A 20,777-nucleotide genomic window follows, 5' to 3' on the forward strand; every position below is an offset into this window, starting at 1 on the left:
AGGCAAAAATTTGTTAAACTATAAGAGTTATTTATATAGAGCAGATAAATTGAAGTAATATATTGTGATTAACTCAAATAAAAATTGCGAATAGTTACTATAGAAAGAACTGAGTTTTTATAATGGAGTACAAGAGAAGTGTTAAAGGAACGCCTGAGCTAAAGCTCATGCATAAGAACTACTAATCTTGCAAGCAAGAAAGTAGTTCTTTAAAGGAGGGGAATATGATTAAGATTAAGGATTTAGATGGAATGGCGGTTTTTGCTACAACGTTAGCGAAGTATTTATCAGCTGGCGACCTTGTATTGCTTAATGGTGATCTAGGTGCTGGGAAAACAACATTAAGTCAATTTATTGGAAAAGCGTTAGGTGTAAAAAGAAATATTAATTCACCAACCTTCAATATTATAAAATCATATCAAGGATCAAATTTGAGATTACATCATATGGATTGTTATAGATTAGAAGACTCTGAAGAGGATTTAGGCTTTGATGAATATTTTGAAGATGAAGCAGTTATTTTAATTGAATGGAGTCAATTTATTTCTGAATTTTTACCACCGTCTTCTTTAACTATTAATATAACGACATTAAATGAATCGGAAAGAAATATAGAATTAGAAGCACAAGGTGTACATTATGCAAAAATAAAGGAGGAGGTTGAACGTGAACTATCTGTTGATTGATACGTCAAATCAGCCATTGTCAGTTGCTTTAATGCAAGACGATAAGGTGTTAAGTGAATTGAATTCAAATGAAAAAGTAAATCATTCAGTACAGTTAATGCCAGCAATCGAACAAGTTATTGCTGAAAGTAAAGTATTGAAAGAAAATATCGATGTCATTGTAGTTGCACAGGGACCAGGTTCATATACTGGTTTAAGAATAGGTGTAACAGTTGCAAAAACTTTAGCATACGCTTTAAATGCTGAGTTGTATGGTGTGTCATCACTCAAGGCACTTGCCGCAACGATTAAAGAAGACACGAGATTAATTGTACCTGTGTTTGATGCAAGAAGAGAAGCGGTTTATACAGGTGTATACCAATATGAAGAGAATCAATTAGTTCAAGTTGAACAAGACCAGTATCTACCTATTGAAGAATTATTGGATTTATTGCACAAGACTGGACAATCCTATGTGTTTGTAGGGGCAGATACTGAGAATTTAGAAGAATTATTAGATAGTACCTGTGTTGCGAATGTGCCACTAGCTAAAAACATGAAACCACTTATTGAAACAGCAGAAAATATACATCAATTCACACCAAACTATATTAAAATATCAGAGGCTGAGAGAAATTGGTTAAACCAACAGAACAAGAGTTAAATATACGTTTAATGAACACAAAAGATGTGCCACAGATATTTGATATAGAAAGAAATAGTTTTAATGACAGTAGTTGGTCGATTGATGCATTTTATCACGAGGTAGAGCAAAATGAATTTGCAAATTATTTTATTATTGAATTTAATGAGAAGATAATTGGTTATATTGGCTTATGGATAGTAATTGATCAGGCACAAATTACAACCGTCGCTATTGATAATGAATATAGGGGTTACGGTTTAGGCCAACTTTTATTAAAATATGTAATGAATTTTGTCCGAGAAAAATGTGAAATGATGAGTTTAGAAGTGCGTGTAGATAATGATATAGCACAACACGTTTATACAAATTTAGGTTTTAAATATGGTGGTAAGCGAAAAAATTATTATGGTGAAGGCGAGGATGCATTAGTTATGTGGGTGAATTTTAATGAGTGAAGCAACATTAGTATTAGCAATTGAATCGAGTTGTGATGAAACAAGTGTAAGTATTATTAAAAATGGTACAGAAATACTCAGTAATATCGTATTGAGTCAAATTGAGAGTCATAAACGTTTTGGTGGCGTAGTACCAGAAGTAGCGAGTAGACATCATGTTGAAGGAATAACAACAACGATTAATGAATCGTTAGTTAAAGCAAATGTAACAATGCATGATATAGATGCAGTTGCTGTAACTCAAGGACCAGGATTGATTGGTGCATTATTAGTGGGCATTAATGCGGCAAAAGCCTTAGCATTTGCTTACGATAAACCTTTGATACCTGTTCATCATATTGCTGGTCATATATATGCGAACCATTTAGAAACACCCTTACAGTTTCCTTTAATGGCATTAATAGTCTCAGGTGGACATACAGAATTAGTATATATGAAAGACCACTTGAGTTTTGAAGTTATAGGAGAGACAAGAGATGACGCTGTCGGTGAGGCTTATGATAAAGTAGCGAGAACAATTGGATTAAGTTATCCGGGCGGCCCACAAGTAGATCGTCTAGCAGCAGAAGGAAAAGATAATTATCAATTTCCTAGAGTATGGCTTGAAAAAGATAGCTATGACTTTAGCTTTAGTGGTTTGAAAAGTGCAGTAATTAATAAATTGCATAATTTAAAACAAAAAGATGAAGAAATTAACAAAGCAGACGTAGCAACAAGTTTTCAAAATAGCGTTGTAGAAGTTTTAGTCGGCAAAGCTATTTCAGCTTGTGAGCATTATGATGTTAAACAACTGATTGTTGCAGGTGGCGTGGCAAGTAATAAAGGTTTGCGAGCAAATTTAGCAGAAGCTTGTGAAGCCCATAACATTACACTTTGTATACCGAGCCCTAGTCTTTGCACAGATAATGCTGCCATGATTGGTTCAGCTGGCCATTATTTATATCAGGCTGGCGTAACTGCTGATATGACATTAAATGGCTTTAATAGTATGGATATTGAACAATTTTCAGTTAAATATTAGTTAATATTTAAAAAGATGAATCTATGAACAACATAAGGCTAAATATATTTTCTAAAAATAATAACACCAACGATTGAATGATGATATGCTCTCTTCTAAGTTTTTACTTTTTAAGTGTCTACTTGGATGGGCGCAGTTCATTTTGACAATCGGTTGGTGTTTTTTAATTTATAGTTGAGAAATAAGGGTATAGGTAATTTAGTGAATCATTATCTAATGACGATAGAATCTAAGGTTATTTACAATTATCATTTTTAAAGGAGGATATTTTAATGAAATCAGTTCAATATTTTAACTTTCAAAATAGTTTAGCAGCGTTGAATTTTTATGAGAAACACCTAGGGGCCACTGACATACAGCGTGTTGGCGGTGATCATGAAATGTTTGCAGATATGCCAGAGGAATATGATATTGATAAGAATTTTACTATGAATGCATCATTTAAAATTTTAGGTGAAACATTCTATTGTAGTGATACAATGAAAAATAAAAAAATTGATAATAGTGGTGCGATTGTGGCTTTCACTTTTGATTATTCAAATGAAGCGGACAAACAACAAGCAGAAGCTTTTTTTTAATAAAGCAATAGAAGGTGGATGTGAAGCTACGATGCCATTAGATAAGACAGAGTGGTCTGAACTATACGGTATGTTTAATGACCCATTCGGTGTGACTTGGATGATCAATGCAGAATAAATTATAAAAAGCTAAGGCTGAGACATGTAATTATGTCCCAGCCTTAGCTTTTTGATTAATTGGTTTTTGAGATGAAAGATTTTGCACGTTTATAGATTTGTTCTGGAAATTGCATAATGCGTAACAACTCTATGGCATTCCTAGTATCGGCTTTACCAGGTTTTACTTTGAAGTCAAAAGCAATTTCGTTTTCTAAAATAGATTCATTGAAATGATAATTTTCATAGTTTTTCTCTAGTAAAGTAGCTAACTCTATATCGTGTGTAGCAGCAATAAGTCTATAACCGGGTAGCTGATTCAAGTAGCTTAATACAGATTCTGAAGCTGCAATACGTTCTGTAGTGTTGGTTCCTTTAAATATTTCGTCAATAAAGCAATATATTTTGTTAGAGGTTGTTATATCGAATAAGCGTCGTATCGATTTGACTTCAGTCATAAAATAACTATCTCCAGTTAAAATATCATCTTGGTTAACCATAGAGGTATAAACTACGCCAGGTTTATAGATAAATTTCGTTGCTGTAACAGTGTTTACTGCTTGAGCTAATACTAAATTTAGAGCAATTGCTTTCATAAACGTTGATTTACCTGAAGCATTGGATCCCGTTAAAAGTATATGATTATTTATACTCATATCATTAGATACCGCTTCGTAGATAAGAGGGTGAGTTAATTCTTCAAATTCAAGGTAGTCTTCTCTATTGATTTGTGGAAGGGAGTAATGGTCCAATGTCTCTTGCCAAAGTGTTACGGCATAATGATTATCTATGCTCGCAATATAGTTATAACAAGTCATGACTTCATCTTCATATTTTTTAAAACTGTTTTGAATTAAGTGGAAGATATGATAGTCCAGCATAAAAATTATTTTGATTAGTAAAGATACAACAAAGGCATCTTCGCTAGAATTAACACGACCTAATAAACCACTAAATCTTCGAGCTATACGAAAATGACTAAAGTTAACATTAAGGTTAGGTGTCCCCTCAAGTTTTTGTAAGTTATATGCTTTTTTAATTACTGTAGATGTATAAAATATTGAATTTAAATCTTGATTATACGTCTTTTTTAGAGAGCCGCTTAGAATCATATTGAATATGACAGAAGCGATTGTTAAAGCTATACCTTTACTAGGTGAAAAGAAAGTTAGAATCATAAAAATAAGAGGTAAATATGTACATAACATAAAAAAATTATTTCGTTTAATATATAATAATTGATCTGGAAAAATAGGATAAATGGCTTTACCAATTTGTGCTAAGTGCAGAGAAACAGAATTTCTAAATGCGACATTTGTTTTAAATTGATGAATTAAATTTTCATCTTTTACTTTATACATATTTCTTAGTGTAGCAAAAAGTCTCATCTCACCAATTGCAGTAAAATTAAAATTCATACTATGAAATACATTATCCATATCTAAATCAGACCAGGTTTTATCATCTAGCAATAAATTTTCGTCAAATCTATTTTTATATGTGTCAAACTCGTAACTATAGTTATGATTAGGACGAATAAAGTTTTCTAGTGATTTTTGGTTAGTCCATAGATTTTGTAAATCGTGCTTTAATTTTTTATTAGCAGCAATTGTCGTAGTAATAATTAGTATTGTCGTCCCTAGAATTAAAGCAATTAGAAACCATAATAATGTAGGCATATTTTTTCTACATCCTTTCACGATTTTGCTGTAAGCCCGTAATAATTATGACATGACATTCCATTTTAAACAAATACCTTTCGTTTATAGTGATTTATAGTTTATATAGAATGTCAATAGGGAACGTGCGTACTTATCAACAAATAGTGCGTAACTTGTGGATAAGTAGTGGTTATGTGTGTGGATATAGGTTAATATCTGAAAATTGAAAACGGGCAATAGTTACATATTACTTGTGGACAAATAGGATAACTCTGTGGATAGCTATTGTAACAGTAATGGTATTGTGAATAGAATGAGCATAAAAAAAGAGCTAAAGTAGAAAATTTTACTTTAGCTCAATTGCACTTATAGCGATTATATTAACAATTCTTGTAATTCTGCCCATTCATCCATGACTTGTTCTAATTTTTGTTCGGCTATTTCTTTTTCAATTGCTAAATCATTTGCCTTTTCTGGGTTAGAATACACATCAGGCTGTGTGAGTTGTTCGTTTATATTATTTATTTCTTGTTCATATAATTCAATATTTGTTTCACATTGTTCTATTTTACGTTCAACTTGTCGTTGCTCTCGTTTTTGTTGTTTTTGGTCAACGTAATTATGATTTTGTGATGCACTTACTTCTGTTTTTGTAGGGTTATCCAATTCTTTTTTCGCTTGAATCGCTGCTTTTTCTTCTAATTTTTCAATGTAATACTGATAATCACCTAAATACATTGTTCCACCAGTAGTGTCCAAATCATAAACTTTATTTGCAAGTTCGTTTATAAAATAGCGATCATGTGACACAAATAAGATTGTGCCTTTAAAATCTGACAATGCTTGTTCAAGCATCTCTTTAGAGTCTATGTCTAGATGGTTAGTTGGTTCATCTAAAATAAGTACATTGTTGCGCTCTAGCATCAGTAGAGCAAGTTGAAGACGCGCTTTTTCTCCACCAGACAAGTCATTGATGATTTTTTTGACATCATCTTGTACAAATAAGAAACGACCTAAGACAGCTCGAATATCTTTTTCATTCATTGTTGGATATTGGTCCCATAAATAATCAAGGATTGTTTTGTTTGATTTAAATTCAGCTTGTTTTTGATCGTAATAACCAACTTTTAAATTTGCACCTGTAGTAATTTCTCCACTAATCTTTTGTTGGAGACCGGCGACTGTTTTGATTAAAGTAGACTTCCCAATACCATTAGGACCAATGATTGCAATATGATCTCCCTTCGTGGCTTCGATATTAATACCTTTTGTTATGGCTTCCTCATATCCAATTTCTAGATTTTTAATATGAAATACATCGTTTCCAGTATTTCTATCAAAATCGAATTGGATATTGGCGCTTTTAGCATCAATCATAGGTTTGTTAACTCTTTCCATTTTTTCCAACATTTTCCTTCGGCTTTTTGCCATGCCCGTAGTTGAAGCACGAGCGATGTTTTTCTCTACAAATGTTTCAAGTTTTTTAATTTCAGCTTGTTGACTTTCATATTCTTGCATACGTTTTTCATAATATTTATCTCTTTGCTCTATAAATTGTCCATAGTTACCTACGTAATGTTGTACATCGCCGAGCGCAACGTCATAAATTTGATTGACAATTTTATCTAAGAAATATCTATCGTGACTGATAATGACGATAGCGCCTTTGAAATAATTAAGATAACTTTCCAACCATTGCGTTGTTTCCATATCTAAATGGTTTGTAGGTTCATCAAGTAATAGTAAATCAGGTTCGCTAAGTAACATCTGGGCTAAAGATAACCTAGTCTTTTGACCGCCACTAAAATCATTAATAGGACGATTAAAATCCGCTTCACTAAAATTCAAACCGTGTAGTACAGTTTTAATCTTACTTTCATATTGGTAACCTTCTTGTTGTTCAAATTGATTAGATAAAGACTCATAGCGATCGATGTGTGTCTTATATGACTCAGTATCATATTCATCAGCATGTTGCGCTAACCAGTCCGTCTCAAATTTCATTTCTAATTCTAATTTTTTCATACTTTCAAATGGTTTCGACATTTCATCAAAAACAGTTTGATTCGTATTTAAAGTCATTTGTTGTGTTAGATAACCAAGCTTGAGATTTTTGCTTTTTGAAACTTGACCGCTATCATATGTCTCGACGCCAGCAATGATTTTCATTAAAGTAGATTTTCCGGCACCATTACGTCCAACGATACCAATACGTTCACCAGTTTTAACTTCAAAATCTACATTATTAAAAATATCTTCTCCGTCGAATGATTTAGTTAAGTCATTGAGTTGTAATAATATCATCCGATTTGCACCTCTCTATTCATTATCATTCTACAGTATTCAACGCGTGGTTAAAACTATCATTGTTTATTTTTATTATTCAATAATGTATAATGTTGTAGTGATTATAAGATAAATCAGCAATAGATAATGAAATAGGGGGACATGGTCTTGGCTAATCAAAGCGAAAAGATTCCTCGTGCCACATTGAAACGTTTACCGTTGTATTATAGATTCGTCAATACTTTGAAATCTAAAGGCATAGATAGAGTTAATTCAAAAACTATAAGTGAGGGTTTGAACATTGATTCTGCAACGATTCGTCGTGATTTTTCATATTTTGGTGAATTAGGCAAGAAAGGCTATGGCTATAATATAGATAGCTTATTACATTTTTTTAAAAATGAGATAAGTGAAAATGACGAGATAAAAATTGCAATTGTAGGTGTTGGGAATTTAGGGAAAGCATTATTAACATACAACTTCTCAATACATGATGAGATGACAATAACGGAAGCTTTTGATATACGAGATGAAATTATAGGGACGCAAATAGGGAAGGTAACAGTCAGTCCGTTTGATAAAATTACGGAAATATTAGCACAAGAACATATTGATGTAGTGATTTTAACTACACCTGAAGAAGTAGCGCAGCACGTTGCTGATACTTTAGTAAAAACAGGTGTAAAAGGTATTTTGAACTTTACACCAAGTCGTGTTTTGACACCATCGGATGTTCAAGTACATCATATTGATTTGGGTATTGAATTACAATCTTTACTATTCTTTATGAAAAATTATAGTAACAAATAAAGCGTATGAAAATAGGCTAGCTTTTTTATTTACACGAGATACACGTTAAGTGGTGAGTGTTTAAAAAAGCTAGTTTTTGTATTTAGTTATACGATTACTAACAACTACAGTTATTTTCACATTTAACACTTTATAAAATATAAGCAAACGGGCTTGATATTTAATGAAAAGTTTAATATGATAAATCATATTGATTTTATCGGGAAAGAGGTAATAATATGACGTGGTTAGTAATCAGTGGACTAATCGTTGGTGCGCTTTTAGGCTTTGTTATGCAAAGAACACGATTTTGTTTAGCTGGTGGATTTAGAGATATGTACGTTCAAAAAAGCAATAAAATGTTTTATGCATTGTTAATTGCAATTTCCGTACAAAGTATTGGGTTATTAATTTTAACATCAACAGGCTTAGTAGAAATTCCAGAATCTACGTATCCAATTATTGGAACAGTAATAGGTTCATTTATATTTGGTATTGGTATTATTTTATCTGGAGGTTGCGCTACAGGTACGTGGTATAGAGCTGGAGAAGGTTTAATAGGTAGCTGGATGGCACTTATTGCCTATGGTTTCACTGCAGCGGCAACAAAGTTTGGTTTGCTGTTACCATTAATGAATGGTGTGAACAAACCGACAAATGTAAATTCAAGTATGGCACAAACGACAGGTATACCAACATGGGTTTGGGTCGCGTTACTTACAATCATCACGATTCTTCTTGTTGTAAAAACGTTACGTAAACCAAAACCTAAATTTGCTATACCAAAATTAAAGCAAAAATATACAGGTATAAGACATTATTTATTCGAGAAAAAATATCACCCATTTGTTGCAGCAATAGCTGTTGGGCTAATTGCTTTAATCGCGTGGCCTGTAAGTGAATCAACAGGAAGAATGTATGGACTTGGTATTACAACACCATCTGCAAATATAGTTCAGTTTTTTGTAACTGGTGATTTGAAATTGATAGACTGGGGTGTATTCCTTGTTCTAGGTATATTCGTTGGTTCTTATATTGCTGCGAAAGGTGCTAAAGAATTCAAATGGAGAATGCCTGATAAAAAGACAATACGTAATAGTGTTATCGGTGGCGTATGTATGGGATTTGGCGCTTCTGTAGCTGGCGGTTGTTCAATAGGTAACGGTTTAGTAGAAACTGCAACGATGTCATGGAAAGGTTGGATTGCACTTGCGTCTATGATTTTAGGAGCTTGGTTTATGAGTTACTTTATATTTATAAAACCAATGAAAAAAGCGCAACGCCAACAAACTAGTGAAAATACGATTTCAACACAAACACAAACGACTTAATTATATTAGGGAGGAATTTAATTATGGTACATGAATTAGGAACGGTAGGAATGGTTTGCCCATTTCCATTAATAGAAGCACAAAAGAAAATGGATACAATGAATAACGGTGAAGAATTGAAAATAGACTTTGACTGTACTCAGGCAACAGAGGCACTACCTAATTGGGCAGCTGAAAAAGGATATCCGATAACAAACTATGAACAATTAGATGATGCTTCTTGGACGATTACAATTCAAAAAGCTGAATAAGTGAAAGACCAACCAACTTGCTATTATTAGGTTTAAATACCTAAGGTATCAGGTTGGTTTTTATTTTAAATAGTATTTAAAGCGATTGCAATATGATAGAATTAATCATATTGAGAATAGCTTATTGATGAGAGTGAGAGAATATGAAAAATATATCTGATATTGCAAAAATTGCTGGCGTATCAAAGAGTACAGTTTCAAGATATCTTAATAATGGCTCGGTAAGTTTAAAAACTAAGCAAAAGTTGGATAAAATCATTCAAGAAAATGATTACCAACCAAATCAGTTTGCCCAAAGTCTGCGAGCGCATAGAACCAATATGATAGGTGCGATTATACCTAGAATGAACTCTTACGCAGTAGATGAAACAATCAAAGGCGTGAAAACAGTTTGTGATGATTTGAACTATAGATTATTGCTTAATTATACAAATATCGATACAGAACTGGAAATTGATGCATTAGAAACATTTTATAGAAGTAAAGTCGATGGAATTATATTAATGGCTACAGAAATTACAGATAGACATATTGAAGTGATTAATAAAATTGATGTCCCTGTTATTATCGTCGGTCAAGAACATAAGGACTTGCACTGTATTATCCATAATGATTTTCATGCAGGTTATATGGTAGGCGAAGGACTCGGATCAAAAGGTTTTAAAAACATTCAATTCTTTGGAGTTACAGAAACCGATGTTGCTGTAGGTATACATAGAAAAAAAGGCTTAATCAGTGGCTTAGCGAAATATAATGTCAAACCACATATTTCGCAAACCTCATTTAATTACAATGAGGCAATGATTGATGTATCAAAAGAATTGCAAACTCAACCTAATTATGACGCAGTTGTAGGAGCAACAGATTCTATCGCATTAGCTGTACATAAAATCACCTCAGAAGATACTACACAAAATGGTGACAAATTTATCGTTGGTTTTGGTGGTGATCCAGTTACAGAAATTGTCTCGCCTTCAATTCATACAGTTAATTATCATTTTGAATATGCTGGTGAAGTAGCAATGAGCAAACTCAATCAACTCATTCAACATCAACCTATAGAGCAACGTATCTCTATTGATGTGGGTCTTTCATTTAAAAATTAACTGAAGCATGATATTATATAATAAAGCGTAATGGAACCGGTACCATAATATAGAATAAAGTTTGAATATTGGATAGTAGGAGGAAAATAGTAATGGCTGAGTGGACAAGAGATGAACGTTATCAAAAATATGAAGACGTTGATCAGCAAACATTAGATGATTTATCAGCTAAAGTTAATGAGTCTAAGTATAGACAAACGTTTCATTTACAACCTAAAACAGGATTATTAAACGATCCTAACGGATTAATATACTATGACGGGACGTATTATATATCACATCAATGGTTTCCGTTAGGACCAGTCCATGGCTTGAAATATTGGTATACATATACAAGTAAGGATTTAGTACATTTTGAAGATGTGGGAACATCATTAAAGCCAGATACTAAAGATGATAGTCATGGTGTTTATAGTGGTAGTGCATTTGAATATAATAACCATATGTATTATATGTATACGGCAAATCATCGCGATGAAGATTGGAATAGAATTTCTACGCAACATATTGCAAAAATAAATGCAGAAGGTGAAATTGAAAAGTTTCCTAAAGCGGTCATTGCTGAACCGCCATTTGGATATACACAGCACTTCAGAGACCCTAAAGTATTTTCAAAAGATGGTGTCTATTATGCTGTCATTGGAGCTCAAAATGAACAAGGTCAAGGTAGAGTGATTCAATATCGTTCAACAGATATTGTGAATTGGGAATTTCAAGGTGAAGTTCATACGAATCTAGATTCATTTGGTTATATGTGGGAATGTCCGGATTACTTTAACTTGGATGGATATGATATGCTGTTATTTTGTCCACAAGGTATTGATGAAGAAGGTGAGCGATTTAAGAATATCTATCAATCAGGGTATATTATGGGACAATACGACATTGATAATTTAACAATGAATCATGGAGACTTTTTTGAACTTGACCACGGCTTTGATTTTTATGCGCCACAAACGTTTATAGATGAACATGGACAGCGAATATTAATTGGCTGGATGGGATTGCCGGAAATTAATTATCCATCTGATGTTGATGGATGGGCACACTGTCTAACTATTCCACGTGTACTATCGATTGAAGCAGGTAATTTAAAACAACGACCTGTAAAATCCCTTGAACAATTAAGAACAAATAAAGAAACAGCACTAGGGTATGCGAATAAATTCACGAGACAATTGTATCCATATGAAGGAAGACAATATGAATTGATTATCGATATTTTAGAAAACGATTCAACTGAAGTATATTTTGAAGTGCGTACGTCTAAAACACAAACAACACTGATTACTTATAATAAGAAAGAACAAAAGTTAACGTTAGATCGTAGTGAAAGTGGTTTGTTACCAGACCCAGTCGACAGTACAACAAGAACAACCTATCTGGATACACCTTTAACACAGTTACAATTATTTATCGATACATCGAGTGTCGAAATATTCTGCAACGATGGTGAACGTGTCATGACTTCTAGAATTTTTACAGACGATGAAGCTACAGGCATTAAAACATCAACAGAATCTGGACAAGTATATTTAAAATTCACAAAATATGATTTAAAGGATGAGGAAGTATGAAACGACTACTTGCTATAGGTGAAGCGTTAATCGATTTTATACCTAATACGACGGACTCTAAATTGAAAGATGTTGAAGGCTTTTCGCGCCAAGTGGGAGGCGCACCTTGTAATGTAGCATGTACGACCACTAAACTAGGTGGCAAAGCTGAGATGATTACTCAATTAGGAAATGATGCATTTGGTGATTTAATAGTTGAAACGTTAGAAAACTTAGATGTCGGTACACAGTATTTAAAACGTACGGATGAGGCTAATACTGCATTAGCTTTTGTAAGCTTAACTAAAGACGGTGAAAGAGACTTTTCCTTTTATCGTAAACCTTCTGCTGATATGCTTTACCAAACTGAAGCGGTAGCAGGAATTGATGTAATGGAAAACGATGTGCTACATTTTTGTTCGGTGGATTTAGTAGAAAGTCCTATGAAGTATGCACACAAAGCATTGATTGATAAAGTTAAAGTAGCAGGGGGAACAGTTGTATTTGATCCCAATGTTCGCTTGCCATTATGGGATAGTGAGGACGCGTGTAAAGAGGCAATACAATCATTTATACCACTAGCAAATATTGTTAAAATTTCTGATGAAGAATTGACTTTTGTTACAGGTCAGAGTGACGAAGTACAAGCAATTCAATGGTTATTTCAAGGTGATGTAGAAGCGGTTATTTATACTAAAGGTGCTGGTGGAGCTATGATATATTTGAAGGACGGTACAGTCATTAGGCACCAAGGGTTTAAAGTACAGCCGATTGATACGACAGGTGCCGGAGATGCTTTTATTGGAGCGTTGATTAGTAGAATCGTAACCTCAAATACAAATGATATAAATCAATTGTTAAAAAATGAAGGTCAAAGCATTTTAGAATTTAGTAATTATGTAGCAGCAATGGTTACTACCAAATACGGCGCTATAGAGAGTATTCCGAATTTAAGTGAAGTAAATAAAGCATTAAATAAACAGTAAAAAAAAGACTTAGCATAATTTACTAAGTCTTTTTTTATTATATTTTTTTAACATTTCTTACTGAAGCAAAGCAATGTTCTTGGTTTTTGAAATAAACAATGCGAGATTTTGAATCAATAGATTCAATATTATGTCTGTTAACAACGAAACTGTTATGACACCTAAAGAATCTATCATCAAGTTGGTTAAGTTCTTTAAGGTTACCATAGAATTCAATTTGTCTATTGTCTAAATGCGCAATCAATCGATGAGATTTAGTAGAGGACTCAAAAAACATAACATCATCATATTGAACATATACTGAATTACTTCCACGTTTTAATTCAATTGTTTCAACAGTGCTTTCTTTAGAAAGTAATTTTAACCTAGATTCTGAAGTTTCTAAACAATCAATGATTCTAGATTTTAATTCATCTGGATCATCTTTAAAAATAAAGTCCATCGCTGCTACTTTATAAACAAAAGTAAGATATGTAAGCTCGCTATGACTTGTAACAAAAATGATATTACCTACAGGGTCGTGCTTGCGAATTTCACTAGCAAGCTTGATACCGTTAATGTCGGCTTCCAATTGTATATCTAAAAAGTAACACCCTATATCACTTAAATCTTTAGAACGTTCTAAAACTTCATAAGGATCGGCAGTTGCAACTTCAATTTCCATCGGTTTCTCTTCAATCATGATGTAGTTGTTGATAATCGAAATCATATTCTCACGTTGTCTTTCATCATCTTCACATATGAATATCTTCATATTTTCACACCCTTATGAATCAGTATTTAATATTTCTACTTTTTGAATAAAATAGTTATTATCAATTGTTGTATCTAATAAAACATTAGAGGTCGTATCAGTCAACTCTTTTAATGTTGAAAGCCCAAGTCCACGATTTTTACCTTTTGTAGAGAAATTCTCTTGGAACAGGGTATGTACTCGAGGCATATCAGTATCACATTTATTCATAACTATAAACATCACTGAATCATCTTCATTTTTGATAAAAGCAATTCGAATAAGCGGGTCATCCACTATTTTTTCAGAAGCTTCGATCGCATTATCAAGTAAAATGCCAATAACCCTACTCAAATTAATAATAGGCATTTCTATTTTTTCGATTGTTTCAGGAACTTCTATGCTAATTCTAATATTCTTTTCTTGAGCTTGTAATATTTTTGTTGTTAATAATCCTTTGATTTCACGAACTTTTAGGTTTTCAATACCATTAATTTTAATGGCATTCATTTGCATACTGTCTTGCATAGGCAAAATTTCTTCATGGAAATATTGATCTAAACCTTCCATATCATTTTCTCTAATAAAATCCGACATCGTTGATAATATGTTGACGTAGTCATGTCTAAATTTACGCATTTCATGATTAATTTTTTCTATTTGTAAAGTATACTTATAGTAATTCTCGATTTCACGCATATTACGTTTGTATTGAATCTGACGAATGATACTGAAAGAAATCGTAATGATAAGTACAGCAGTCGTTATGATTAATACGGCATACATAACTATTAAAAATTTCGCATCTCCAAAAGAAAGACTTTGATCAGGTAAATAAAAATAGATTAGTAGTAATATTGTAAGCAGAAATACACAAACAATAATTAAATAAATTTTATTTAATGATAAACCGGAAGTGGTTAATTGTTTAAATAAAACTCTTCCTAGTATTGAGAAAAAAAATGTTATTATAGCGAAAATAAGTAAATATATAAAATCAAATATGTACTGAGCTGAAATTAAGTCTAGTAATAATGTAGCTAACCAGATTGATAAAAAATTAGCCATATATAAGATGAAAAAGCTAACGAGTACAGATGCAATACCGATGAAACGTTTCCTATAATACATAAAGACAACACTTACTAATAATAAAAATAACATCGATTTTGTGTCAAAATAAAAGAATAAAATGGTTGAAGGGATTATAATCCCAATAATGGTAATATAATCCCTCAAAGTATAAGTTACATTTGTTAAAATTTTAATGATTACGAAAAGCAAAAATGCTTGAAATATTGATAACATAATTGTGTTTAAAATAGCCATACTCTACACACTCTCTAGGACAATTATTCGTATAACTCTGTAATTTCTTTAGGTACTTCTGGTTCGTCAAAATATCCACCACAAGGTCTTAAACCAGCTACTGCACCTAGTGTTGAGAAAAACTTCGCGATTAAACTAAAAATAGATTCAAAGATATGCATAATTAAACATCCTCCTTAGGGAAAAATATAGGTAGTTGAGCGATAGCAATCAAAATAATGCCTAAAAGTACTAATTGTTGGTAAGGCTCACTGAAAAACATTGATATTACTAATAATAATAAAGTTACAATGACTGTCTTTAATTTCTTACCTTTTACTAATCGTTGTGGTATAGGCTGCTTTTTCGTAGCAGCAGGTGCGTATATCATTAATATAATGAAACCAATTATTGCTAATGGATACATAATTAATGAAGACACTTTCATATACCCGATTAACCAAGGTAATAAAACAAATAACAATAAATTCTGCACATGACATGCAAAAGAAGATTTTGCATGAGCGCCGTGTGCATAACGCCTAATAAAAAAGTATGATAAATGGACAGTTAGTGTGTAAAAAAAGAGATGGCAAAGGATTGAAACGCCATAAGTTATTATTGTTTTAGTTACATTGCCTACAAATACTTGCATACCTAAACGCATCTTTAAATAATCAATATGTTCTAAGTTGTTACGTTGTTGTAGATATTTAGCAAAACGGTCAATTTTGCTATCTATAGACTTTAACATTGGGCTTCTCTCCTCAGTCGTATTATACAATTTTAATTAAGTTTTATGCGTCTTATTGCGTAACTGTATATTTTGTGTTCCTAACTGTTGCTAATCTTTATCTCTTTAATTTTAACATAAAAAAGTAAACATTTAGGAATGAAATATGACGAGTTAGGGATTTTTTAACGAATAACCTCAAAATCATGGTTAAATGTACTTGTATCACAAAGAAGTGATAGCATTTTACAAATCATTTAATCAATTTTTGTTTGAATTTTGATTTGAATGATGAAGTTAATTAAGCTTTTGAGCAGGAGCTTAATTGACACGCTGATATTGTAACTGTACTTTCTTCGTATAGTTGTTATAGTTACAAAAATTAGTTATCGTTTTTCAATTTTAATACAAACAAGAGGAGGCTGATGTAGTGACAAAAGATATCTCAGCAGCAATTAGTGATTTCGTAAAATAGTACTTACTGAGTACACAACGCGCTTATTAATTTAAGCATTCCCAATTTAGATTTGCAGAACCTTCCCAGTCTCGAATCTAATATCATTTTAACATTGTCTATAACAGAGACAATTTAAAATATTAACATGTAAGCTATCGTAAACATCATTCAATTTATCATTAAAATCGGTAAATTCACTAATTTTTTTCATAATTAATAACATCCCCAAAAATAGATAGAGAAATAACTGTAAAAACATTCCCTTAATAATAAGTTACAAAAAACCGTGAGCCCCTCCCAAGCTCACGGTTTTTATTATGAAATTATTTATATAGATGTGGTCTTAAATTTTTGAATACTGGAATAGTATTGCGTTGATTCGTTACTTCATCTAAATCAATGTCACAAGTTAAATGATCTGGTTTTTCTTCTAATTCTGCTATAACTTCACCATTAGGGTTAATTACGATAGAATGACCTGCATATTCAGTCTTACCATCATCTCCACAAGCATTACAACCAACTACAAATATATCGTTTTCGATGGCACGTGCTTTTAAGAGGGCAGTCCAATGATTCAATCTTACCGCGGGCCATTGTGCAACATAAAAAGCGATTTGTGCATCTTTACGCGCTGGATAGCGAAGTAATTCAGGAAAGCGTAAATCGTAACAAGTAATATGTGCAACTTTAGCGCCATCTGATAGGGTGAAGGGTTCTGGAACTGCATTACCGGGTGTTAAAAATGAAGGTTCATCTAACATCGGCACAAGATGTACCTTGTCATAACTGTTTATTAAATAACCATTTTTTGAAACGGCAAAAGCAGTATTGTAGATGTTCTCTTTCATACTATTTGAAACAGAACCTGCAATTACATCAACTTTATATTGGATTGCTAATTTTGATATAAACTCAAAACTTCTTGATAATTGATTATCAGCAAGTTCTTTTAGTTGCGGTAGGGCATAACCGTTATTCCACATTTCCGGTAAAACTACGATGTCTGTCTTTGCTGTCACATACTCTGCAAACCAATTCGTAATTGTTTCTTCATTTAATGCAACATTCGCTGGTTCCACTTTAAATTGAAAGATTTCTATATTCATCTCGATCGCCCCTTAAATTGTTGTTAGCATAAATATACTAGATACATTCAGAAAATTCAAAATTGAGAGGGTTCAATGAAATTACAAAATACCACGTGAGAAGCGTGGACACTCAAAACCGAAATATTCAAATAAAAAAACCAGTTCATTTTAAATGAATTGGTTTTATAAATTGGAAAGGGTTTATCCCCTAAGCGCTTGTATTATTGTTAATGTTTAAAAAATTAAACAAACTATTTTCTTACTAAGAAGCGTTTGCTTACATCATGAAATTCTTTTTCTCCAGCTTCATCACGCACGTTACCAAAAGGCATTTGAGCTAGAAGATTCCAAGTAGTAGGAATATCGAACGCTTCAGTTACTGCTACGTCTACAAGTGGATTATAATGTTGTAATGATGCGCCAATACCTTTAGTACCTAATGCAGTCCAAATTGCAAATTGGTGCATTGCATTTGTTTGGTTTGACCAAATTGCAAAGTTCTCAGCATAGTTAGGCATTTGATTTTGTAAACCTTCGACAACGTCTTGATCTTCAAAGTATAGGATTGTACCATATGAATGTTTGAAGTTATCAATTTTGTCTGAAGTTGCTTGGAATTCACGATCAGGACCCATTGATTTTTTTAATTCTTCTTTTGTTATATCCCAAAATTTATTATGGTTATCGTTTAATAACAATACAATACGGGTTGATTGAGCATTAAATGAAGATGGAACATGTTTAATTGCATGTTCGATGATACCTTCTACCTCTTTATCAGATATTGAAATTTCTTGCTCTAAACTATATATTGTACGTCTTGATTCTACTGCACTTTGAAATACATCTAGTGTATCTTCTTTTTTACTAAAAAGCCCCATTCGGAAAACTCCTTCATATCAATTTATTTTATATATCTAGTATAATAATTATACCTTGGTTTGTAAATAGCTTTTTACAATAAATTTCAAATAGATTAATTTCTTCTTTCAAAAGCCTAATTTTAATGAAAAATAGGACGATTTCTAATATACTAATAGGGAATATAAGAAAAATTATTTGGAGGTGAGATTATGAAAAATTATATTTCACATAAGTTTATTGTATCTAGCTTTGCAATTGCACTAAGTGCTACATTAATTTCTAAGCCAACACAAGGGACAGAGAAAGATCTAAATGAATACAATAAGAATACGAATATGAAGAATGCTGATTTAGACCATAAGCGTATCAATATATCAGATATAGATAAAAATGTGCAAAATAGCACTCAGCTAGTAAATAATTCAAGTGAGAATGAAGTACCTTCAAATTCTGACCAAACTGATAATACAACCAGTAGTGATGCTATAACGATTTCATCATCTGAACAATCAAATGATAGTAACTCTAACGATAGTGAGCCAGACACTACTACTAACCCAGATAAGTCAGATGAAGACAATCAATCATCGGATTCAAACAATACAGGAGACAGTGACAACGGAACTGAAGATAAACCATCATCGGAACAACCAAATGGTAGTGATTTGGACAATAGTGATTCAGACACTACTACTGAGCCTGAAAAGCCAGAAGAAGATAATCAATCATCAGGTTCTGACCAACCAGAAGATAATGGCGACAATTCAGAAGAGAAACCTAAACCAGAACAACCAAGTGAAGACGAAGACGATAATACAACAGAACCATCAAACCCAAATAACCCACAAGGCGGCGGAAATGATTCAGAAGAGAAGCCTAAACCAGAACAACCAAGTGAAGACGAAGACGATAATACAACAGAACCATCAAACCCAAATAACCCACAAGGCGGCGGAAATGACTCAGAAGAGAAGCCTAAACCAGAACAACCAGGAGAAAGTGGCGAAGATAATACAACAGAACCGTCAAACCCCGATAATCCACAGGATGGTGGAGATGACTCAGAAGAGAAACCTAAACCAGAACAGCCAAGTGAAGGCGGAGACGATAATACAACAGAACCGTCAAACCCCGATAATCCACAGGATGGTGGAGATGACTCAGAAGAGAAACCTAAACCAGAACAGCCAAGTGAAGGCGGAGACGATAATACAACAGAACCGACAAATCCTGATAAACCACAAGGTGGTGGAGATGACTCAGAAGAGAAGCCTAAACCAGAACAACCAAGTGAAGGCGGAGGAGATAACAATACAACAGAACCCCCGAAACCTAATAAACCACTGAGCCCCAACATACCATCTGGATCAAACCATCATAACCAGGGTAGTAAAAATAATATATCAGACAGTTCAGTGAATCATTCAAACTCGGGAAGTTCTCAAAATGAACACACATCTTCAAACAAATATAATGGTGAGAATCAAAATGCAAATAAGCAATATGCGCAATCAAATAAAAAGATAGCAGGCACTAACAATAATGCTGTGACTTATGGAGATTTGAGTACAGAGAAAACAAGTCAAAATTCAAATCAAGGTGACAGCAGATTAGTTAATAGATTTAATCAAATGTCTCCAGGTTCTTTTAAATACAATCCTTTTATTTTGAACCAAGTTAAACAGCTTAATAATAATGTTGATAGTGTATCTGACAAAGATATTACTTCTATTATAAGACGTCAAAGTTTTTCAGATAATGCGTTTTTAAATGAGTTACAAAAGGGAACAAATTATTTTAAATTTCAATATTTTAACCCATTAAAATCAAGAGATTACTATAAAAATTTAGATAAGCAAGTTTTGGCATTGATTACTGGAGAAATAGGTTCTATGCCTGACTTAAAAACGCCAGAAAACAAAAGTGCCGCATCTGGTAAATATGAATATCATTCAAGTAGTGATGAAGAATCGACGCGTACAAACGATAAGAAATCGAAAGACACAATTGATATTAAATTCGAACGGACATTATTTGCTTTAATCACTGCAATAACGATAATATTTATAGGTGTAGTGGTAGGATATTTCGTTTATCTCAGAAACAAAAAAGAAAATGAATAGCTTTTGATATATAACGTTTCATAGACAAATAAAAAATGGAA

Annotated in this window: 19 protein-coding genes and 1 pseudogene; 12 read left to right on the forward strand and 8 right to left on the reverse strand. The window is 32.7% G+C overall.

Going from position 1 to position 20,777, the window contains the following annotated elements:
* Positions 1-224 precede the first annotated feature (224 nt).
* From tsaE to NSR03_RS02690, 5 genes and pseudogenes are all read left to right on the forward strand, one after another.
* The gene (gene tsaE, locus NSR03_RS02670; protein ID WP_002507126.1) at positions 225-686 is read left to right on the forward strand and encodes a tRNA (adenosine(37)-N6)-threonylcarbamoyltransferase complex ATPase subunit type 1 TsaE; all 462 of its coding nucleotides are present in this window, start codon (positions 225-227) and stop codon (positions 684-686) included.
* The gene (gene tsaB / locus NSR03_RS02675) at positions 667-1,329 is read left to right on the forward strand and encodes a tRNA (adenosine(37)-N6)-threonylcarbamoyltransferase complex dimerization subunit type 1 TsaB (RefSeq protein WP_002507127.1); all 663 of its coding nucleotides are present in this window, start codon (positions 667-669) and stop codon (positions 1,327-1,329) included. Before tsaE ends, tsaB begins: the two co-directional genes overlap by 20 nt.
* Complete coding sequence (rimI, locus tag NSR03_RS02680; protein ID WP_069812749.1) at positions 1,302-1,766, forward strand: ribosomal protein S18-alanine N-acetyltransferase; 465 nt, start codon at positions 1,302-1,304, stop codon at positions 1,764-1,766. Before tsaB ends, rimI begins: the two co-directional genes overlap by 28 nt.
* Positions 1,759-2,787, forward strand: a complete 1,029-nt coding sequence (tsaD, locus tag NSR03_RS02685) for a tRNA (adenosine(37)-N6)-threonylcarbamoyltransferase complex transferase subunit TsaD (protein WP_002507129.1) — start codon at positions 1,759-1,761, stop codon at positions 2,785-2,787. Before rimI ends, tsaD begins: the two co-directional genes overlap by 8 nt.
* 272 nt (positions 2,788-3,059) lie before the next feature.
* Positions 3,060-3,483 (forward strand): annotated as a pseudogene (locus NSR03_RS02690) (VOC family protein).
* Between the two features lie 55 nt (positions 3,484-3,538).
* On the opposite strand, the gene NSR03_RS02695 reads toward NSR03_RS02690, so the two are convergent.
* Both NSR03_RS02695 and NSR03_RS02700 read right to left on the reverse strand, forming a co-directional pair.
* Positions 3,539-5,140: a MutS-related protein gene (locus NSR03_RS02695; protein WP_002507131.1), complete on the reverse strand. Its 1,602-nt coding sequence runs from the start codon at positions 5,138-5,140 to the stop codon at positions 3,539-3,541.
* 357 nt (positions 5,141-5,497) lie between these two features.
* Positions 5,498-7,426 (reverse strand): ABC-F family ATP-binding cassette domain-containing protein, encoded by a 1,929-nt coding sequence (locus NSR03_RS02700; protein WP_002507132.1) that lies wholly within the window; start codon positions 7,424-7,426, stop codon positions 5,498-5,500.
* Between the two features lie 144 nt (positions 7,427-7,570).
* On the opposite strand from NSR03_RS02700, the gene NSR03_RS02705 reads away from it, so the two are divergent.
* The 6 genes from NSR03_RS02705 (at position 7,571) to NSR03_RS02730 (ending at position 13,427) form a co-directional block, all read left to right on the forward strand.
* A complete protein-coding gene (locus NSR03_RS02705) occupies positions 7,571-8,218 on the forward strand; it encodes a redox-sensing transcriptional repressor Rex (RefSeq protein ID WP_165349559.1) in 648 nt (215 codons plus the stop codon).
* Positions 8,219-8,436: 218 nt separating this feature from the next.
* A complete protein-coding gene (locus NSR03_RS02710; RefSeq protein ID WP_002507134.1) occupies positions 8,437-9,528 on the forward strand; it encodes a YeeE/YedE family protein in 1,092 nt (363 codons plus the stop codon).
* 23 nt (positions 9,529-9,551) lie between these two features.
* Entirely contained in the window at positions 9,552-9,779 is a 228-nt protein-coding gene (locus tag NSR03_RS02715) for a sulfurtransferase TusA family protein (protein WP_002507135.1), read from the forward strand.
* Positions 9,780-9,922: 143 nt separating this feature from the next.
* Entirely contained in the window at positions 9,923-10,885 is a 963-nt protein-coding gene (locus tag NSR03_RS02720) for a LacI family DNA-binding transcriptional regulator (RefSeq protein ID WP_002507136.1), read from the forward strand.
* Between the two features lie 92 nt (positions 10,886-10,977).
* The gene (locus NSR03_RS02725) at positions 10,978-12,462 is read left to right on the forward strand and encodes a sucrose-6-phosphate hydrolase (protein WP_069812753.1); all 1,485 of its coding nucleotides are present in this window, start codon (positions 10,978-10,980) and stop codon (positions 12,460-12,462) included.
* Positions 12,459-13,427, forward strand: a complete 969-nt coding sequence (locus tag NSR03_RS02730; RefSeq protein WP_021339968.1) for a carbohydrate kinase family protein — start codon at positions 12,459-12,461, stop codon at positions 13,425-13,427. Before NSR03_RS02725 ends, NSR03_RS02730 begins: the two co-directional genes overlap by 4 nt.
* A 37-nt stretch (positions 13,428-13,464) precedes the next feature.
* Here NSR03_RS02730 and agrA read toward each other — a convergent pair whose 3' ends face one another.
* From agrA to NSR03_RS02760, 6 genes are all read right to left on the reverse strand, one after another.
* Positions 13,465-14,181, reverse strand: a complete 717-nt coding sequence (gene agrA / locus NSR03_RS02735) for a quorum-sensing response regulator AgrA (protein WP_002507139.1) — start codon at positions 14,179-14,181, stop codon at positions 13,465-13,467.
* A 12-nt stretch (positions 14,182-14,193) separates the two neighbouring features.
* A complete protein-coding gene (gene agrC, locus NSR03_RS02740) occupies positions 14,194-15,489 on the reverse strand; it encodes a quorum-sensing sensor histidine kinase AgrC (protein WP_037539474.1) in 1,296 nt (431 codons plus the stop codon).
* Positions 15,490-15,512: 23 nt separating this feature from the next.
* A complete protein-coding gene (agrD, locus tag NSR03_RS02745; protein WP_002507141.1) occupies positions 15,513-15,650 on the reverse strand; it encodes a cyclic lactone autoinducer peptide AgrD in 138 nt (45 codons plus the stop codon).
* A 2-nt stretch (positions 15,651-15,652) separates the two neighbouring features.
* On the reverse strand, positions 15,653-16,222 hold the full coding sequence (locus tag NSR03_RS02750) for an accessory gene regulator AgrB (RefSeq protein WP_002507142.1): 570 nt from the start codon (positions 16,220-16,222) through the stop codon (positions 15,653-15,655).
* A gap of 759 nt (positions 16,223-16,981) precedes the next feature.
* On the reverse strand, positions 16,982-17,767 hold the full coding sequence (locus NSR03_RS02755) for a carbon-nitrogen family hydrolase (RefSeq protein ID WP_002507143.1): 786 nt from the start codon (positions 17,765-17,767) through the stop codon (positions 16,982-16,984).
* A 233-nt stretch (positions 17,768-18,000) separates the two neighbouring features.
* Positions 18,001-18,630 (reverse strand): nitroreductase family protein, encoded by a 630-nt coding sequence (locus tag NSR03_RS02760; RefSeq protein WP_002507144.1) that lies wholly within the window; start codon positions 18,628-18,630, stop codon positions 18,001-18,003.
* A gap of 192 nt (positions 18,631-18,822) precedes the next feature.
* Here NSR03_RS02760 and NSR03_RS02765 point away from each other — a divergent pair, with 192 nt between their 5' ends.
* Positions 18,823-20,736, forward strand: coding sequence for an SdrH family protein (locus NSR03_RS02765; RefSeq protein ID WP_285328688.1), 1,914 nt, complete (start codon positions 18,823-18,825; stop codon positions 20,734-20,736).
* The last annotated feature ends 41 nt before the right edge of the window (positions 20,737-20,777 follow it).

The sequence above is a fragment of the Staphylococcus sp. FSL W8-1207 genome, assembly GCF_038003745.1.
Lineage (GTDB): Bacteria > Bacillota > Bacilli > Staphylococcales > Staphylococcaceae > Staphylococcus > Staphylococcus equorum.

What these genes read in the sequence shown, in the direction of transcription:
- tsaE (WP_002507126.1), top strand. Translation starts at nt 225, where the DNA reads ATGATTAAGATTAAGGATTTAGATGGAATGGCGGTTTTTGCTACAACG.
- tsaD (WP_002507129.1), top strand. Translation starts at nt 1,759, where the DNA reads ATGAGTGAAGCAACATTAGTATTAGCAATTGAATCGAGTTGTGATGAA.
- NSR03_RS02695 (WP_002507131.1), bottom strand. Translation starts at nt 5,140, where the DNA reads ATGCCTACATTATTATGGTTTCTAATTGCTTTAATTCTAGGGACGACA.
- NSR03_RS02700 (WP_002507132.1), bottom strand. Translation starts at nt 7,426, where the DNA reads ATGATATTATTACAACTCAATGACTTAACTAAATCATTCGACGGAGAA.
- NSR03_RS02705 (WP_165349559.1), top strand. Translation starts at nt 7,571, where the DNA reads ATGGTCTTGGCTAATCAAAGCGAAAAGATTCCTCGTGCCACATTGAAA.
- NSR03_RS02710 (WP_002507134.1), top strand. Translation starts at nt 8,437, where the DNA reads ATGACGTGGTTAGTAATCAGTGGACTAATCGTTGGTGCGCTTTTAGGC.
- NSR03_RS02715 (WP_002507135.1), top strand. Translation starts at nt 9,552, where the DNA reads ATGGTACATGAATTAGGAACGGTAGGAATGGTTTGCCCATTTCCATTA.
- NSR03_RS02720 (WP_002507136.1), top strand. Translation starts at nt 9,923, where the DNA reads ATGAAAAATATATCTGATATTGCAAAAATTGCTGGCGTATCAAAGAGT.
- NSR03_RS02725 (WP_069812753.1), top strand. Translation starts at nt 10,978, where the DNA reads ATGGCTGAGTGGACAAGAGATGAACGTTATCAAAAATATGAAGACGTT.
- NSR03_RS02730 (WP_021339968.1), top strand. Translation starts at nt 12,459, where the DNA reads ATGAAACGACTACTTGCTATAGGTGAAGCGTTAATCGATTTTATACCT.
- agrA (WP_002507139.1), bottom strand. Translation starts at nt 14,181, where the DNA reads ATGAAGATATTCATATGTGAAGATGATGAAAGACAACGTGAGAATATG.
- agrC (WP_037539474.1), bottom strand. Translation starts at nt 15,489, where the DNA reads ATGGCTATTTTAAACACAATTATGTTATCAATATTTCAAGCATTTTTG.
- agrD (WP_002507141.1), bottom strand. Translation starts at nt 15,650, where the DNA reads ATGCATATCTTTGAATCTATTTTTAGTTTAATCGCGAAGTTTTTCTCA.
- NSR03_RS02750 (WP_002507142.1), bottom strand. Translation starts at nt 16,222, where the DNA reads ATGTTAAAGTCTATAGATAGCAAAATTGACCGTTTTGCTAAATATCTA.
- NSR03_RS02755 (WP_002507143.1), bottom strand. Translation starts at nt 17,767, where the DNA reads ATGAATATAGAAATCTTTCAATTTAAAGTGGAACCAGCGAATGTTGCA.
- NSR03_RS02760 (WP_002507144.1), bottom strand. Translation starts at nt 18,630, where the DNA reads ATGGGGCTTTTTAGTAAAAAAGAAGATACACTAGATGTATTTCAAAGT.
- NSR03_RS02765 (WP_285328688.1), top strand. Translation starts at nt 18,823, where the DNA reads ATGAAAAATTATATTTCACATAAGTTTATTGTATCTAGCTTTGCAATT.